Raw genomic sequence first — 15,216 nt, 5'->3', positions numbered from 1 at the left:
AGTCTTCACGAATCCCCTACAAACGCGGTAGATGCACGGAGTAACGGATTGTTCACGTTTGACTGTGACTGTCCTGTGGGTGCACCGGCGGAATGGTCTAGGTGGCGATTCTCCGTTCGGATTCCAGGAGGGGTGGGGCCTGCGGTGGTGTTCTCCTGGGGCCGAAGAGCATCGGGATGAGCATGTCGGGGGAGAAGAGCCGGGTCGGGGGTTTCTCCAGGCTCATCACGTCGAGGAGGGCGCCCATGGCGCGGGGGTTGGATGCTCCGGTCTCGACCGCGCGGTCCACGAATCGGGCGAGGAGCCGCTCGGCCCTGGTGGGCGGGGTGTCGGTGGCGCCGGGGTAGCGGGCGTCCTGGCCGATGGCGAGGTCCCAGGCGGCGCTGACGGGGCGGGCCGCCGCGCGTTGCAGGCTCCGGGCGGTTCCGGGCGCGGTGAGCGGCGTGGTGCGCAGGACGTCACGGATGGCGAGGGCGCATTGCGCGGCGACGGTGAGGCCGTGTCCGTAGACCGGGTTGTAGGTGGCGATGGCGTCGCCGAGGACGAGGAATCCGTCGGGCCAGCGCCGGGCCTTCTCGTAGTAGCGCCGGTGGTTGGCGGTGGCGCGGGTGGTGGCCACGTCGCCGAGCGGTTCGGCGTGCTTGAGGAACTGGCCGATGACCGGGTCACCGAGGCCGAGGGCGAAGTCGATGAAGGCGGCCGGGTCGCCGCTGGGTTCGCCGCCACGGGAGCCGACCAGGGTGACGATCCACTGGCGGTCCTCGACGGGCAGGACGATGCCTCCTTGACCGGGGGGCTTGGCCGGGTTGGCCTGGACGTTGAGGAGCGGGAAGTTGCCGCCCTCGGCTCTGGGGGGTGCGCGGAAGACCCGGGTGGCGTAGGTGATTCCGGCGTCGACCTGGCGTTCGGCGACTTTCGGCAGGCCGCCGAGACCCTCGAACCACTTGGGTGTACGGGAGCCGCGGCCGGAGGCGTCGACCACGAGGTCGGCCAGGACTGTGACGTCCTCGCCCCCGCTGTCGACGCGGACTCCGGTGACGCGGGTGCTGTCACCCACCAGGTGTCGTGCGGTGCTCTTCTGGAGCAGGGTGATCCGCGTGTCCCGCAGGAGGTGATCGCGCAGGGTCGCGTCCAGGAGGTTGCGGGAACACACAAGGTTGCGGTGGTGGTTGGACAGGAAGCGCCGGAACCAGACCTCATTGGGTGCCCGGGAGACCATCTCGCCCATGATGTGCACCAGGCGTCCGCCGCGGGCGACGACGTCGTCCACGATGCCTGGCAGCAGTCCGTTGAAGGCCGTCACCCCGCCGCTCCACACCACGTGCGCGTGCCGTGCCTGGGGGACACCGCGGCGGGCTTCCGGGCCGTCGGGCAGGTGATCGCGTTCGACGACGGTGACATCGGCGAACTCGGTGAGCGCGGCGGCGGCGAACAGGCCCGCGGCGCCGGCGCCTATGACGACTGCGGTGGGGCGCGAGGTCGTGGCGCTATGAGGCATGTGTATCGAGGCTCTCTGTCGTGGTTGCGCGCCGACGGACGCTGTCGACGAGGCGTTGGTGGCGCATCGCCTGCGAGATGTCACCCATGTGCTCGTGGATGTCGTTGGCGAGCCGGCGGGTTGCGGGACTGTCCCGGTGCGGGGCCCCGCTGAGATGGGAGTCGATGGCCGCGCGGATGGTCACCGCGCCAGCCATGCCCTGTCGTTGCGCTTCGGGACAGGTGGCCGGGATCGCGTCGAGTGCCGACCGGCACAGTTCCTGGTCGAGACAGGGGGACAGGACGCGCACGGCGTCATGGATGTGCTGCTGTCGCTGTACGAGGCGGAGGTCCAGGGGGGTCCAGAGGCCGAACCGAGCCCTGGCCGCGGACGCCGACACGCCGCGCACGGCCCGCCAGAGCGGGAGCAGCCGCCGGTACTCACGCCAGTCGCGGACCCACTTCTGGAGAAAGGGCCCTGCCTGGGGGACGATGAACCCGATGGCGATGAGGATCCCTTGCAGAAGGGCGAACGGAGGTGCGGCCTGGGTACTGAGGCCGTCCCAGTCGTGTCCGGCCCAGCGGGCGCCGATCGCGGCCAGCTTCGCCCCGTCGTAGACGAGCCCGGAGGCATAGCCGAGTTGCAGGCAGACGACGCCGCTCTTGAGCCAGCGGTTGGCGACCTCGGGGAACCACTTCCACAGCATCGAGGCGGCCACCAGACTGGAGGCCATGTGCGCGAGCAGGTACAGCAGGATGTGCTCACGGATCCAGGGGGTGCCGGCGTAGTAGGTGTCCAGGTCATAGATCCGCGGCTCGGGCATATGGGCCAGGAGGAAGGTCACCCACAGTGCCGCGACGATGCCCGCGTAGACCCAGTAGACGCACAGCATCCGGGCGTCGCGCCGGGGCGAGGGCTCTTCCCGCCAGCGCATGATCATGGTGAGGCCCATGGCGCCGGACGCCGTCAGGAACGAGTAGGCCACGGGGGATGCGATGTTCGGGACGCCGGTGATCTCGTTGAGGCGCTCGATGTTGACGGGCGTGATGACGACGAAGACGGCGGTGGCGCAGCCCAGCAACAGGATGGTGGCCCGGATGTCGCTGTCGCGCCAGGCCCGTACGAAGGTGGGTGCCTTGAGGACGAGGGCGACGGCCAGCAGCAGGGTGGGGACGGCGTAGGGGATGTGGAAGTGCGGGTTCACTACAGGATGCGCCCGCCTCGGTGGAGGAGGGAGAGCCTGATCCTGCCCTCGACGGTCGTCGGGCTGACGGGGCCTTCCGCGTAGCGGCCCGTCATCCAGCTGCGGACCTCCTTGCCGAACAGCAGGCCGAAGGTCTCCGCTTCCACCTCGTGTTCGTCGGCCAGGTCCGAGTCGGCCCTGGTCGCCACGGTCAGGATGGCCTCCAGGGTGACCTCGTCGGCGTGCAGGACCTGCTGGATCGCGCGGTGGACGGCGTCGGCCGTCTGGTCGGTGGGGCGGGCGCGGGCGGCGGCCGGGAGTCCGGCGATGTGATGGCCGCAGTGGCCTTGTTCCTCGTGCCACAGTTCGTGTCCGAGGATGACCAGCTGGGACTCGGGGACCGTACCGTCCTCCACGACGATGATGGAGCGGTCGCCCAGATCGAGGCGCATCCCGGAGACCGGGATGTCGGACGGGAAGGCCCGGAACGCGAGCTGGATCGGGCGGCCGGTCCGGACGCTCATCGCGCGGCAGAACTCCTCCATGACCACGGCCGGCGCTGCCGGTCGCCGCACGGACGTCGCCGCCTGGCCGCCCAGCGCCGCGAGGAGTTCCTTCATGGCTCTGACGCTCATAAGCGACCGCCTTCGTCCGCCCTGAAGAACCGGACCGGGTCGTGCGGGAACCCGACGCCGGGCACCTTTCCTCCATCGCGGATCTGACATGCCCGGCAAGGCTCGGGCCTGAGGCCCTGTTGCTCGATCGGAGCGTCAAAGCCCCTGAGCGCGTCGGCGAGTTGAGTGGATGCCTCCACCGAGGTGCTCCCGGGGGTTGGGGTGAGGTAGTCGGCCGCAGCCGCATCCTAGGCTTCCCGCCTCCCGCCGGAAAACGATCGTTTCGGTCACCGAGGCCCATGGTGGGCGGCGATCGCGCGCCTCGCCCCATCGCGAGCGCCGGGAGTGACGCTCCGCTGGGGGCTCGGGGCATCCCCGGCTCTCGGGTTGCCCTGCGCTGATGCCGCTGAGGCGGGCACGGGACCGCGCGGGTCGGTCCACAGTCGCGTCGCCCGGCCGGGGCACCGCGCCCTCGAAAGGACGGCCGAATCCCGCCGTCCCTTCGAGGGCGCGTCGCCGCCGCGCTCCCCCGCCCACCGCAACCCTCTGCCCTCTGCTCCCGCCCGCTAGGAGTCGAGCGCGTGGCGGGCCTCGACCGCCGCGATGACCCTCTCCCTGGCCAGCTGCCGGGCGTGCCTCAGCTTCAACTCCGCCAGCAGCAGCGGCAGGTACCAGAGCCAGCCCCACACACTGAAGGAGACCGCTCCGCTGCCGACGAGCACCTTGTTGGTCACGATCGCCAGCACGATGGCCGCCGCGTAGGAGGCGACGCGGTAGCGCTGCACCAGTCGGAGCGGCGCGTTCCAGGGGCCGCTCAGCACCTCCAGCGCGGCGGCGACCTCGGCCGCGCGCAGGTCCTCGGGATGCGCGGCGGCGACCTCGGCCGCCCGCAGGTCCTCGGGATGCGCGGCGGCGGGCGCTGCGTCCGACACCGCCCGGCCGACGTCGGCGCTCAGGGAAGCCCGCGCGTCCCGCTCGGCATGGGCCCGGTCGGTCTCGGCCCGGATGTCCTCCCAGTAGCCCCGGCCCGCCCACCCCATCGCCGCCTCGACCTGCTGCGCCTCGGGCGACCCGGGCGGGGCCAGCTCGGCGATCCGCACCTTGAGCGACTCCGCCCGCTTCTTCCGCCCCGGGTTCTCCCAGGCGTCGGCACGCAGACACAGCTCCAGGTACGAGACCAGCAGCCCGAGGTCGTCGGGCCGGCGCCGCAGCCCCTCCTTGTACACCGCCTCCGCCTCGGCGTCGTGGTCGTCGTCCTCCTCGGCCGCGTGCGCGAGGCCCAGCCATCGCTGGAGCACCGGATCGGGACCCGCCTCCGCGAGCCCCTGCCCGGCCGCCGCCCTCACCTGGGCATAGCCGCCGAGGGCGAAGAGTTCCTCGCATCGCAGCGCGTAGTCGTGCACTGTCATGTTCCCCACCCATTGATCATGACGAGAACCCTCGGACAGCTCCCCCGCCAGGTCAAGCCCCGCGCAGCCCGGACCCCGGCGACGGCAGGGCGAAGGCCGGTGTCGGTGCTCGTCACGGAGCGCTCTTGTACGACGCCTACGACGGTGATGCGCGCGGGACGGCCGGACCCGGCGGCGCGGAGGGCAGGGGCGGCGGGGATGGCACGGGCGGCCCGGTCAACGCGCAGGGCGCCGGTGGCAGGGGCGGCCCAGTAGGCCCGTAGAGTCCGGACGGCCCAGTCACCCCGTGACACACAGACCGCCCGGTCACCCCGCAACGTACGGGGACAGCCCGGTCGGCGCCTCCCGGGCAGGCGGCCGGCGCCCGCTCACCACAGGGTGTAGCCGCCGTCGATCACCAGGATCTCGCCGGTCACGAACGACGACGCCGGGCTGGCCAGGTACAGCGCGGCCGGGGCTATTTCGGCGGCCTGCGCATAGCGCTGCATCGGTACTTCGTCGATCCAGTAGTGCTTGTACTCGGGCCGGTCGATGTCGGAGATCTCCGTCTTGGTGTAGCCCGGGGCGATCGCGTTGACCCGTACCGACCTGGGCGCCCACTCGGCGGCGAGTGACCGGGTGAGCTGGTGGACGCCGGCCTTGGAGACGGCGTAAGGGGCGTGCCACTGAGGGCGGTTGACGATCATGCCCGACATGGACCCGACGTTGACGATCGAGCCGGTGCCCCGCTCCACCATGGACTCGCCGACGACCTGGCTGGCCTTCCAGACCGCATCGAGGTTGGTGGCCATGACCCGGTCCCAGCTGTCGTCGTCGATGCTGAGGGACTCGCCGTGGATGCCGATGCCCGCGTTGTTGATGAGGATGTCGATCGGTCCGAGTCGCTCGGTGACCTCCGCGCGCATGGCGATCAGGTCGTCCCGCCGGGTGACGTCGGTCGTCGTGGCGATCGCGGTGGCACCGCCCGCGGTCAGCTCGGCGACGGCTTCGCCGTTACGGGTCTCGTCGCGGGCGGCGATCGCGACCGCGGCGCCCGCCTCGGCCAGGGCGAACGCGATGGCCTTGCCGATGCCGCGGTTTCCCCCGGTGACCAGGGCAACCTTGCCGTCGAGACGGAACTGGTCCAGGACGCTCATGGGGTCGCCTCCTCGGCGGGCTTCAGGGGTGCGCGCCCCGGGGTGACGCGGACGATCCGGTGCGCCGCGGAGCGCGTCGCCCGGATGAGTTCGGCGTTGCGCTGGTCCGAGCCGTGCGACCGCTCGTATGCCTCGTCGGCGGAGCGCCCGAAGGACATGTGCCGCGCGATGAGCCGGTCGAGGCGTACGTCGTCGCCGGGATCCATGTACCAGCACTCGTCGAGCAGTTCGCGTACGGGCCCCCAGGCGGCTCCCTCGACCAGCAGGTAGTTGCCCTCGGTGATGACCAGCGGGGTGTCCCGCGGAACGGGGACCGCGCAGGCGATGGACTCCTCCAGGCTCCGGTCGAAGAGCGAGGCGTAGACGACGTCGTCGTCGCGGGAGCGCAGCCGGCGCAGGAGGTTGATGTAGCCGGCGGCGTCGAAGGTGTCGGCGGCTCCCTTGCGGTCCCGGCGTCCCAGGCGGTCCAGTTCGCCGGTGGCCAGGTGGAAGCCGTCGAGCCCGACCAGTACCGCCTGGTCGCCGAGCGCGGCCACGAGGGTCTCGCCGAGGGTGGACTTGCCTGAGCCGGGCGCGCCCGTGATGCCGAGGATCCGTCGCCGGCCGGGGGTGATGAGCGCTCGGGCCGCGTCGATCAGGTCGTCGGTGTCCATGGCGCACACCCTCGGTTCCTGCTCCGTGTCCTGGGCCGCTGGGGGGTGGTTCACTGTTCGCCTTCCGTGCGAGGTGTCGATGCTGTCGGCTCATGGGGCTGGTGCGGGGCGGGATCGGGCCGTTCGGTCGTGTCGGGCCCTTCGATCGTGTCAGCTGATTCGATCGTGTCGGGTGATTCGATCGTGTCAGGTGACTTGGCGCCGGTCATGACGGCGACGGCTTCCGCCATGGAGATGGTCTTGGGGTCGGCCAGGGCGATGCGGCGTCCCAGCCGGTGGATGTGGAGCCGGTCGGCGACCTGGAAGACGTTGGGCATGTTGTGGCTGATGAGGACGACCGGCAGTCCGCTGTCACGGACGCGGAGCACGAGGTCCAGGACCTGGTTCGTCTCGCGTACGCCCAGCGCGGCGGTCGGCTCGTCCATGATCACGACCCGGGTGGCCCAGGCGGCGACGCGTGCGACGGCGACGGCCTGGCGCTGCCCGCCGGACAGGGTCTCGACCTTCTGTCGGATGGACTGGACGCGAATGCCGAGGTCGGCCATCTGCTGGGCCGCGCCGCGCCGCATGGCGCTCTTGTCCAGCTGCCGGAACACCGTGCCGAGCACGCCACGACGGCGCTGTTCACGGCCCAGGTAGAGGTTCTGGGAGATGTCGAGCGCGGGAGCCACGCCCAGTTCCTGGTACACGGTCTCGATGCCCGCCCTGCGCGCGTCGAGGGGGCTGCGGAAGTGGACCGGGGCGCCGTCGAGCCGCAGGGTGCCCGCGTCGGGGAGGACGGCTCCCGTCAGCGACTTGATCAGGGTGGATTTTCCCGCCCCGTTGTCGCCGATGACGGCGAGGATCTCGCCCGGCCGCAGCTCGAAGTCGCAGTTGTCCATGGCCACCACATGGCCATAGTGCTTGGTCAGGCCGCGTGCTTCCAGCACGTGGGGCACGGACCGGGCCGTGGTCATCGGGTCTGCCTCCTTCGCACCAGATGGTCGACGCCGACGGCGATGACCACCAGCACACCGGTGGCGACCTGCTGGTAGAGCGAGTCGATACCGGCCTGTGTGAGCCCGTTCTGGAGCACGGTCACGATCAGCGCGCCGATGAGCGTTCCGATGACTCCGCCGCGACCGCCGAAGAGGCTGGTCCCGCCGATGACGACCGCGGTGATGGTGTCGAGGTTCGCCGTCGGGTATCCGCTGGGGTCGGCGGTCGGGGTACGGCCGAGCGCCTGCCAGGCGGCGAAGAGATAGATGACGGCGGCGACCACGTACACACTGAGCAGTACGCGCCTGACCTTGATGCCGGCCAGTTCCGCGGCCTTGTGGTTGTCGCCGACGGCGTAGACCCGGACGCCCCACGAGGTCTGGGTGAGGGCGTAGGCGAGCGCCGCGGTGAGCGCGACCCACAGCATGACTCCGTAGGTGATCGTCACCCCGCCGACCGTCGGACCGAGGTTCAGGGCGGTCAGCAGGTCGGAGGTGACGGGGTAGCTCTGTGAGTCGGTGAAGAGCCGGGCGGACGCGGCGACGACGGACATGACACCGAGGGTGACGATGAACGGCGGCAGTCGAAGGAAGGAGACCAGTACGCCGTTGAGCGTGCCGACCGCCACACACACCGCCAGGCCGACGAGCAGGGCGAGGGCGGGGTTGCCGTCGACGGCGAGCCGTCCGATGACGACGGACCCGAGCACCATGATCGCGCCGGTGGCGAGGTCGATGCCGGCGGTCAAAATGATCAGTGTCTGGCCGAGGGCCAGGGTGCCGACCACGACGGACTGCTGGGCGATCAGGGAGAGATTCTCCGAGTTGAGGAACGTGCTGGTCGACAGGGAGAAGACGACGACCGCCAGGAGCAGGGCCGCGAGCGGACCCGAGATCTGATGGGTCGCCAGTGCGCGCAGGCCCGGGGCGCGGCTCGCTCCCTGTTCCAGGGCCGCCACGTCGGCGTCACGCGCCGCCGTTGCCGTCACTTGTCGCCCCAGCACTGGTCCAAGCCCCAGGCCGAGGTCTGGGAGTCGACGCCGGGGACCGGCTTGTCGGTGATCAGGACGGTGCCGGAGTCGGTGATCTCGTCGGACGGAGGCTTGGTGCCGTCCTTGAGGTAGGCGTCGGTGGCGTCGACGGCCAGCTGTCCCATCTTGCCGGGGAACTGCATGGCGGTGGCGCCGATGATGCCGTCCTTCACGTCCTGGACGCCGGAGCACGCCCCGTCGACCGAGACGATGACGACCTTGTCGGCCAGGCCCTTGTTCTTGATGGCGGTGTACGCGCCGTGCGCGGTGGGCTCGTTGATGGTGTAGACGACGTTGATGTCGGGGTGTGCCGACAGCAGGTTCTCCATCGCGGACTGGCCGGTGTCCACGGTGCCCTGGGTCAGCGCGCTGCCCGCGACGAGCGGGGAGTCCATGGTGATGCCGTAGCCGCTGAGGAAGCCGTCGTGCCGGCCCGAGGCGGGTCCGTCGGTCAGGTCGAAGTCCAGCATCGCGATCCGCGGGTCACTCGGGGAGGATGCCTTGGCCCACTCGCCGATGAGCTTGCCGGCGGCAAGGTTGTCGGTGGCGTAGGTGCCGTCCGCGGTGTTGACCGGGTCGAGCGGCGAGTTGACGTCCAGGACGAGGATGCCCTTGTCCCTGGCCTGCTTCAGCACGCCGTTGAGCGCGGTCGAGTTGGCCGGGGTGACGACGATCGCCTTCACCTTGGCGGCGATCATGTTCTCGATCGCGGTCACCTGCGTCGCGGAGTCGCCGGGCACCTTGGCCTCGGCCTTCATGACCTTCCAGCCCTTGGCCTCGGCGGCTGCCTCGGTGGCGTCCCCGAGCGTCCCGAAGAACGGGTTGCTGAGGTTCAGGTTCACTATGCCGATCGTGACGTCCCCGCCGGACCCACCGGCAGGGGTGTCCGAACTGCCGGTACCCGAACCGCATCCCACGGCGGCGACGGCACAGGTGACACCCAGCGCCATGGCTCTGAGTCCGGGTCTGGGGGCGCGGCGGACGATCTTCATGGGGTCCTCCTGGAAGCGGGCCTGACGGCTCACCCCGCGGACCCGTTCTTATGTGTCCGAAGGGGCGGTATGACATGCCGATTACGGAGATGTTGCGCACAGTTCCGCCGACTGTCAAGCACTAGAATCTTTCTTATGCGTTGTCGTCGACGGAAGTGGATGCTTCACTACAGTGCAGCCTGACGTTCGAGTGAGTGGAGCGAGATGACCGAGACAGCACCCACCGCCCCGGCAAGTCCGTCGCTGTGGCGGGCGGATGAGGGCCCCGGACGAGTCTTGGAGCTGATCACCACGGGCCGGGCCCGCACCCGGACCGCTATCGCCGAGATGACGGGCCTCTCGCGATCGACGGTCGGTCAGCGGCTGGACGCGCTGTTCGCCGCCGGTCTGATCCAGGAGAGCGACAAGAATGTCCCCTCGCGCGGCCGGCCGTCCCGCGCACTCCAGTTGAACCCCTCCGCCGGGCTCGTCATCAGCGTCGACATCGGCGAGGAACGGACCCGCATCGCGGTCACCGACCTCGACACGGCCATTCTCGCCGACCGCGTCGAGCGGCTCGCCGTCGGCGCGGGCCCCGTCGTCCTGCTCGACAGGATCACGGCGACCGTGCGCGACCTGATCACTCAGGCGGGTCTCGACGGCAGGCCGGTCGCCGGTATCGGATTCGGGCTCCCCGCGCCCGTCGACCACGAGGCGGGCAAGGTGCTCGGCTGGTCGATCATGTCCGGCTGGGACGACTACGACATTCGCGGGCATCTGCGCCGGACCTGGCAGGTCCCCATCCTGATCGACAACGACGTCAATGTGCTGACCCTCGCCGAGCACCGGCGCTTCTGGCACGACCAGCGGCATCTGCTGTACATCAAGGCCGGGACCGGCGTCGGCAGCGGGATGGTCATAGACGGCCGGGTCAATCGCGGCGCCCAGGGCGCGGCGGGCGACATCGGCCACGCCCGCATCAGCGGCTTCGGTGATCCGCAGTGCCGGTGCGGGAACCGGGGCTGCCTGGAGTCACTCGTCGGCGGCTGGGCCCTCGCCCGTGACGCGCGCGGCCGGCACAAGGACAACAGTCATGACGCACGGGACGTCGTCGAGCAGGTGAAGAGCGGCGACAGCGGGGCCGTGACCGCTCTCCGGGCCGCCGGACGCGTCCTCGGGGAAGCGGTCGCCTACGCCACCAGCCTGCTCAATCCCGATGTCATCGTCCTGGGCGGCATCCTCGGCACCACCGGGGACCATCTGATGGCGGGCGTCCGTGAGGTCGTCTACCAACGCTCACTCCCGCTCGCCACCCGCCAGTTGCAGATCGTGCCCACCAAGTACAAGTCCCGGGCAGGCATCGCCGGGGCCGCGTATCTCGTCCGCGACCATGTCCTGAATCCGGCGAGTCTGGACGCCGCTCTCGCCGCCGACGGTTCACCCTTCGCGACGCCGTGAGGCGGGTGGGACCGGGGGGGGAGCCTAGTCCGGGAGCGTGACGAGGACCCGACCCCGGCTGCCCGCGTCGACCCGGTCATGGGCCTGGGCGATGTCCCGGAGCGGATGGCGGGCGGCGACATCGACATGCAGGGCGCCGACGGCGGCGGCCGCGGTCAGATCGCGGGCCGCCTGGCGCTGGGCCTGGGCGGGGAAGTCGTCGCTGCCGAGCAGCCTGAGGGTGACGTTGGCGAAGAGCAGCTCCCAGAAGGGGAGCCGAGGCCGCCCGTCACGGGTGGCGTAGCAGGCGATGACCCCATCGCCGGCGATGACGGCGGCGTCCAGGCCGGCGTTGTCGGACAGGGCCACCTCGATGATGCGATCGACCCCGTCCGGGGCGTGGGCGCGGAGGGACCCGGCGGGGTCGTCCTGATCGAGGGCGACGGTGTGGGAGACGACGGCGGGGTCCACGCGGTCGAGGTCGGCGGAGCGGGTGACGGTACCGATGACGGTGGCACCGCCCCAGCGGGCGAGCTGGGCGGCGAGGGATCCGACCGATCCGAGGACTCCCTGGACGAGGACGGTGGCGCCGTCGACCGGGCCGTCGGCGAACACCGCGCGGTGGGCGGTGATGCCGGGGATCCCCAGGCTCGCCCCGAGGTCGTCGGAGACGTGCCCGGGCAGGGGTACGGCCAGGTCCTGGGGGACGACGGTGTACTGGGCGGCGGTGCCGAACGGCCGGTAGGACTGCGCGCCGTGCACCCACACCCGCTGCCCGATGCGGCCACGGTCGACGCCGTCGCCGACCGCGTCGAGCACTCCGGCGGCATCGCTGTGCGGGATCACCCGGGGAAACGGCATGGAGCTGCTCATCCAGCCGCTGCGCTTCTTGGTGTCCCCCGGGTTGACCCCGGACACCTGCACGCGGACCCGGACCTCGCCGGGGCCGGGCTCGGGGTCGGGAAGCTCCCCGACGGTGAGGACCTCGGCGGCCGGTCCCCACTGGTCGTACCACGACGCCAGCATGAAGACCTCCAGTTCACCGGCAGTGTGCATCGAGCCTACGCAGTGTGCATCGAGCCTATGCGCACTGTCCGCGGCGGGCTCACCACGACGGCCGTCCGGGGGGCGGGGCGTCCGGGAGCAGGTCGCAGCGGTAGGGGTCGGTGACCTCCTCGGCGAACGACACCGCAGGCTCGGCCACGGCCACCCCGCACCGGCCCTGGAAATCAACTCGGGCGACGCTCGCGCGTGAACGCGGGCGCCGCCCGGAGCTGCTTCGAAGGCGAGGAAAGCGAAGGAGCTTGGATTCAGAGCAGTGAATGGAGAAGGAAGCCCCTTCATGGCCTCACCGCGGGCAACGCTAGCACTCAGCCAGGGATCAGGTCGCGCAGATTTCCGAGGGTGATGACCCGGGAGTCCGGGTGCAGGCCCTCGGGGCGTTCGAGTCCGATGTAGGTCACCGGCTCGGCGGGGACCGGGTCCCCGGCCCGCCACTGCTCGGCCGTGGTGTCGCCGGACATCAGGTCGGTCAGGTACCGCACCGTCAGAGACTCACGCTCCACGACGGCGCGTACCACGGTCGACACCGACAGCTGGTTCTCCTCCACGCGATTCGCCGACGAGATGCCCTTCAGGTACAGGTGCAGCCACTTCGCGCGCCAGCGGCCGTCGTTCTCGCGCCGGAACACCAGGGGCAGGGCCACCCGGCCCGCTCCGCGAAGCTCCGATTTCATCCGTACGGTGCGCGGCTCGAAGGGGCGGCCCTTCTGCTCGGCGTCGCGCAGCATGAAACCGAAGAAGGACTCCTCGACCTGCTCGAAGCCCTCGCCGTCGTAGATGTTGACCTGCGGGACGATGAACGCGCCGGTCACCCGGCGCAGGGACAGGTCGATGAACTCCGTGGCCCCGTCGGGCGCCTCGGTGATATCGCCCGAGTGCACCGCTCCGACCGTCTTGAGGCTGGTGTAGGAGAGCCAGGAGCCGGTGCTGTAGTCGGCGTCGAGGAGCAGCACGGAGAGGTCGTAGTCGGTCCGGGCCCGGGTCTCCTTCCAGTACACGAAGAAGCGGAGGTGTTCGCCGTCGACCGCCGAGAGTGAGCCCCGTGGCAGGACGCCGAGCCCGGCCGTGGTCGCCCGGCCGCTGAGCGGCAGCGCCACATCGAGGATGTCGGCGTCGAGCAGCAGCCGGGCCGGTGCGGGGAGCCTGGCGCGTATCTCGGCGTCGAGGGCGGCGATCAGGCGGTCGCGGTCGGCGGTGGGGACGGGCGGCCGGACATCGGGGGTGACCCAGCCCCGGCCGTTGCGGTTGACGAAGACCCGGGGCCGATCAGTGTCCCGCCGGTTGTGAAGGTGCTCGCGGACCGACAGGACGACCCGGCCCGAGACCTGGGGAGCGGCCCGTACCGCGGCGGCCACCACCGCGTCCCGCTCCTCCTGGTCCGCGGCGATGCGCAGCAGATGGTCCAGGGCGCGGAACAGCTTGCCGGGTGCGGAGGCCAGCAGCCGCACCGCGCCGGGGACGTCGGACTCGTCCAGCAGCTTCGCGACCCGGCTGTCGAAGGACCGCGCCTCCTTCTCGCCCCGCGCCACCGCGAACACCTCGGCGGCGTGCGGCCGGCGCGGGTACTCGTGCGGGTGGAGACGCTCACCGAGCCGCTTGAACGCCTCGCGGTGGGCGTGCACATCGGCCAGCTTGGCGGGGTTCGCCGCGACCAAGACGTCGAGACCCGCGAGCAGCGCACGGCGGGCCGGGCGCGGCAGCGCCCGGAACCGGGTCGGCTCCCGCAGGGTCACATCACCGCCCGACAGCGCGCAGGCCAGCCGGAGCACATCGGTGACGGTGTCCAGCAGGAGGTCGGCGCCGAGGCCGAGGCGGGCCTCGTTGACGACCGCCCGGTTCTCCCGGACCGGGATCGACTCCGGGTGAGGGCCGAGCACACACCATCCGGCGAGGGTCCTGAGGTCGATCAGGTGGTCCTCGCCCAGCGGCGTCGTGCTGCCCGCCAGGGACAGGTACAGCTCCGTCAGTTCGGTGTCCAGGTCCCGGCCCAGGTGCAGGACCGTCACCCGGTCCCCCGCCGAGGCGATCAGCTCGTCCTGCGCCGCGAGCAGTTCCTCGTAGGTGTGCTGGTAGCGGCCGTACGCGGGGAGGCTGAGCAGGTCGAGCACCCCGTGGGCCAGCTGGGTCAGCACGTTCTCGCGCGAGGTGCCGTCACTCAGCGCCGTCGTCACACACCGCGTCCAGAACTCTTCGGTGTCCGGCACGTTCGCCGGGAAGTCGATGAAGTACGCGTTGTGCCGGACCTGGTCACCCACCATCTCCTTCACCGTGCGCAGCGTCCGTGCGGCGGTGTGGACGACCGCGGCCCGCGACAGCCCCGACAGCCGCTCCAGCAACTCCGCCGACAGTTTGAACCCCACGGACGTCAGCGCCACGTCGAACTGCCGCGCGGCGGCGGCTCCGTCCCCGGCCGACCCTTGGGGAACGGGAAGGCGGTGGGTGTGCCGGAGGACCAGCGATTCCAGAGTGTGCGCCATTCCGGGATGATGGCAGAGGTGTACGAGCGGACGCACAGGGGTTTCCCCTGCGGGACCTCAGACGAGGTGCATCCCCGCGTCGACCACCACGTTCGTGGCGTTCACGCCCGGGCACTCCAGCAGGAACATGACCGCCGCGGAGATGTCGTCGGCGGTCGGCAGCCGCTTCGCGGGGGTGCGTTGCCGCATCGCCTCGTACCACTCGGCGCGTACGCCGTCGGCGGCGTCGACCGCGGCGGTCCCGGTGACGATCCCGGGGGTGACGGCGTTCACGCGGATCGGCGGCACCTCCACCGCGAGTGAGTTGACCAGCCCGATGATGCCCGCGTTCGCCATCGAGATGGTGGTCGAGCCGGGTACCGGCCGCCACATGGACAGGCCGCTGAACATCACGACCGAGCCGTCGGGGGCGAACTTCGGCAGCGCTTCGTGTACGGCGGTGGCGTAGCCGACCGTCTTCATCAGCAAGGTGCGGGCACAGTCGTCGGGCCGGAAGTCGGTGATGGTGTTGTGGTCCCGGTCCAGTGCCGCGAGCACCAGATGATCGACGACGTCGATGCCGGCGAAGAGGCCGCGGATCGAGTCCCGGTCCGCGAGTTCGCAAGCGGCACCCGTGGCGAGGTCGCCGAGTTCCCGCGCGCGGGCCTTGGCCGCGGTGCCGTCCCGGCCGGTGATGGTGACGCGGGCGCCGCGTTTCACCACCGTACGGGCGAATTCGTAGCCCAGTCCTTTGGTGCCGCCGATGACGACGACATGACTGCCTGCTGAAACCATGATGGTCCTTCCGCT

The 15,216-nt window shown here is 70.7% G+C and carries 13 protein-coding genes; 1 reads left to right on the top strand and 12 read right to left on the bottom strand.

Annotated elements, in window-relative coordinates; translation table 11 throughout:
• Positions 1-97: 97 nt before the first annotated feature.
• The 9 genes from ACFRFC_RS01185 to ACFRFC_RS01145 all read right to left on the bottom strand — a co-directional run bounded on the left by ACFRFC_RS01185 (position 98) and on the right by ACFRFC_RS01145 (position 9,472).
• Positions 98-1,498, bottom strand: a complete 1,401-nt coding sequence (locus tag ACFRFC_RS01185; RefSeq protein WP_382679837.1) for an NAD(P)/FAD-dependent oxidoreductase — start codon at positions 1,496-1,498, stop codon at positions 98-100.
• The gene (locus ACFRFC_RS01180) at positions 1,488-2,681 is read right to left on the bottom strand and encodes an MAB_1171c family putative transporter (protein ID WP_382679835.1); all 1,194 of its coding nucleotides are present in this window, start codon (positions 2,679-2,681) and stop codon (positions 1,488-1,490) included. Before ACFRFC_RS01180 ends, ACFRFC_RS01185 begins: the two co-directional genes overlap by 11 nt.
• Positions 2,681-3,295 (bottom strand): toxin, encoded by a 615-nt coding sequence (locus ACFRFC_RS01175; protein ID WP_382679833.1) that lies wholly within the window; start codon positions 3,293-3,295, stop codon positions 2,681-2,683. The genes ACFRFC_RS01180 and ACFRFC_RS01175 overlap by 1 nt, the downstream gene beginning before the upstream one ends.
• 545 nt (positions 3,296-3,840) lie before the next feature.
• Positions 3,841-4,683, bottom strand: coding sequence for a hypothetical protein (locus ACFRFC_RS01170; RefSeq protein WP_382679831.1), 843 nt, complete (start codon positions 4,681-4,683; stop codon positions 3,841-3,843).
• Positions 4,684-5,051: 368 nt separating this feature from the next.
• Complete coding sequence (locus ACFRFC_RS01165) at positions 5,052-5,819, bottom strand: SDR family NAD(P)-dependent oxidoreductase (RefSeq protein WP_382679829.1); 768 nt, start codon at positions 5,817-5,819, stop codon at positions 5,052-5,054.
• Complete coding sequence (locus ACFRFC_RS01160) at positions 5,816-6,472, bottom strand: nucleoside/nucleotide kinase family protein (protein ID WP_382679827.1); 657 nt, start codon at positions 6,470-6,472, stop codon at positions 5,816-5,818. Before ACFRFC_RS01160 ends, ACFRFC_RS01165 begins: the two co-directional genes overlap by 4 nt.
• A 50-nt stretch (positions 6,473-6,522) precedes the next feature.
• Complete coding sequence (locus ACFRFC_RS01155) at positions 6,523-7,428, bottom strand: ATP-binding cassette domain-containing protein (protein WP_382679825.1); 906 nt, start codon at positions 7,426-7,428, stop codon at positions 6,523-6,525.
• Positions 7,425-8,438 (bottom strand): ABC transporter permease, encoded by a 1,014-nt coding sequence (locus ACFRFC_RS01150; RefSeq protein ID WP_382679823.1) that lies wholly within the window; start codon positions 8,436-8,438, stop codon positions 7,425-7,427. The genes ACFRFC_RS01155 and ACFRFC_RS01150 overlap by 4 nt, the downstream gene beginning before the upstream one ends.
• Positions 8,435-9,472, bottom strand: a complete 1,038-nt coding sequence (locus ACFRFC_RS01145) for a substrate-binding domain-containing protein (protein WP_382679821.1) — start codon at positions 9,470-9,472, stop codon at positions 8,435-8,437. The genes ACFRFC_RS01150 and ACFRFC_RS01145 overlap by 4 nt, the downstream gene beginning before the upstream one ends.
• A 204-nt stretch (positions 9,473-9,676) precedes the next feature.
• Between ACFRFC_RS01145 and ACFRFC_RS01140 the strand changes: the two genes are divergently transcribed.
• On the top strand, positions 9,677-10,909 hold the full coding sequence (locus ACFRFC_RS01140; protein ID WP_382679819.1) for an ROK family protein: 1,233 nt from the start codon (positions 9,677-9,679) through the stop codon (positions 10,907-10,909).
• 24 nt (positions 10,910-10,933) lie between these two features.
• Here ACFRFC_RS01140 and ACFRFC_RS01135 read toward each other — a convergent pair whose 3' ends face one another.
• The 3 genes from ACFRFC_RS01135 to ACFRFC_RS01125 form a co-directional block, all read right to left on the bottom strand.
• On the bottom strand, positions 10,934-11,914 hold the full coding sequence (locus ACFRFC_RS01135) for an NADPH:quinone reductase (RefSeq protein WP_382680168.1): 981 nt from the start codon (positions 11,912-11,914) through the stop codon (positions 10,934-10,936).
• A 344-nt stretch (positions 11,915-12,258) separates the two neighbouring features.
• Positions 12,259-14,427, bottom strand: coding sequence for a TerD family protein (locus tag ACFRFC_RS01130; protein ID WP_382679817.1), 2,169 nt, complete (start codon positions 14,425-14,427; stop codon positions 12,259-12,261).
• A 57-nt stretch (positions 14,428-14,484) separates the two neighbouring features.
• Entirely contained in the window at positions 14,485-15,201 is a 717-nt protein-coding gene (locus tag ACFRFC_RS01125; RefSeq protein WP_382679815.1) for an SDR family NAD(P)-dependent oxidoreductase, read from the bottom strand.
• Positions 15,202-15,216 lie beyond the last annotated feature (15 nt).

This window comes from Streptomyces sp. NPDC056734 (assembly GCF_042790455.1).
GTDB lineage: Bacteria > Actinomycetota > Actinomycetes > Streptomycetales > Streptomycetaceae > Streptomyces.
The sequence above is the reverse complement of the archived record's forward strand: the minus strand, read 5'-3'. Positions and strand labels throughout refer to the sequence as shown.

Coding starts and splice junctions, on each gene's coding strand:
- ACFRFC_RS01125 (WP_382679815.1), bottom strand. CDS start 15,201: ATGGTTTCAGCAGGCAGTCATGTCGTCGTCATCGGCGGCACCAAAGGA.
- ACFRFC_RS01145 (WP_382679821.1), bottom strand. CDS start 9,472: ATGAAGATCGTCCGCCGCGCCCCCAGACCCGGACTCAGAGCCATGGCG.
- ACFRFC_RS01130 (WP_382679817.1), bottom strand. CDS start 14,427: ATGGCGCACACTCTGGAATCGCTGGTCCTCCGGCACACCCACCGCCTT.
- ACFRFC_RS01140 (WP_382679819.1), top strand. CDS start 9,677: ATGACCGAGACAGCACCCACCGCCCCGGCAAGTCCGTCGCTGTGGCGG.
- ACFRFC_RS01170 (WP_382679831.1), bottom strand. CDS start 4,683: ATGACAGTGCACGACTACGCGCTGCGATGCGAGGAACTCTTCGCCCTC.
- ACFRFC_RS01175 (WP_382679833.1), bottom strand. CDS start 3,295: ATGAGCGTCAGAGCCATGAAGGAACTCCTCGCGGCGCTGGGCGGCCAG.
- ACFRFC_RS01160 (WP_382679827.1), bottom strand. CDS start 6,472: ATGGACACCGACGACCTGATCGACGCGGCCCGAGCGCTCATCACCCCC.
- ACFRFC_RS01155 (WP_382679825.1), bottom strand. CDS start 7,428: ATGACCACGGCCCGGTCCGTGCCCCACGTGCTGGAAGCACGCGGCCTG.
- ACFRFC_RS01165 (WP_382679829.1), bottom strand. CDS start 5,819: ATGAGCGTCCTGGACCAGTTCCGTCTCGACGGCAAGGTTGCCCTGGTC.
- ACFRFC_RS01185 (WP_382679837.1), bottom strand. CDS start 1,498: ATGCCTCATAGCGCCACGACCTCGCGCCCCACCGCAGTCGTCATAGGC.
- ACFRFC_RS01135 (WP_382680168.1), bottom strand. CDS start 11,914: ATGCTGGCGTCGTGGTACGACCAGTGGGGACCGGCCGCCGAGGTCCTC.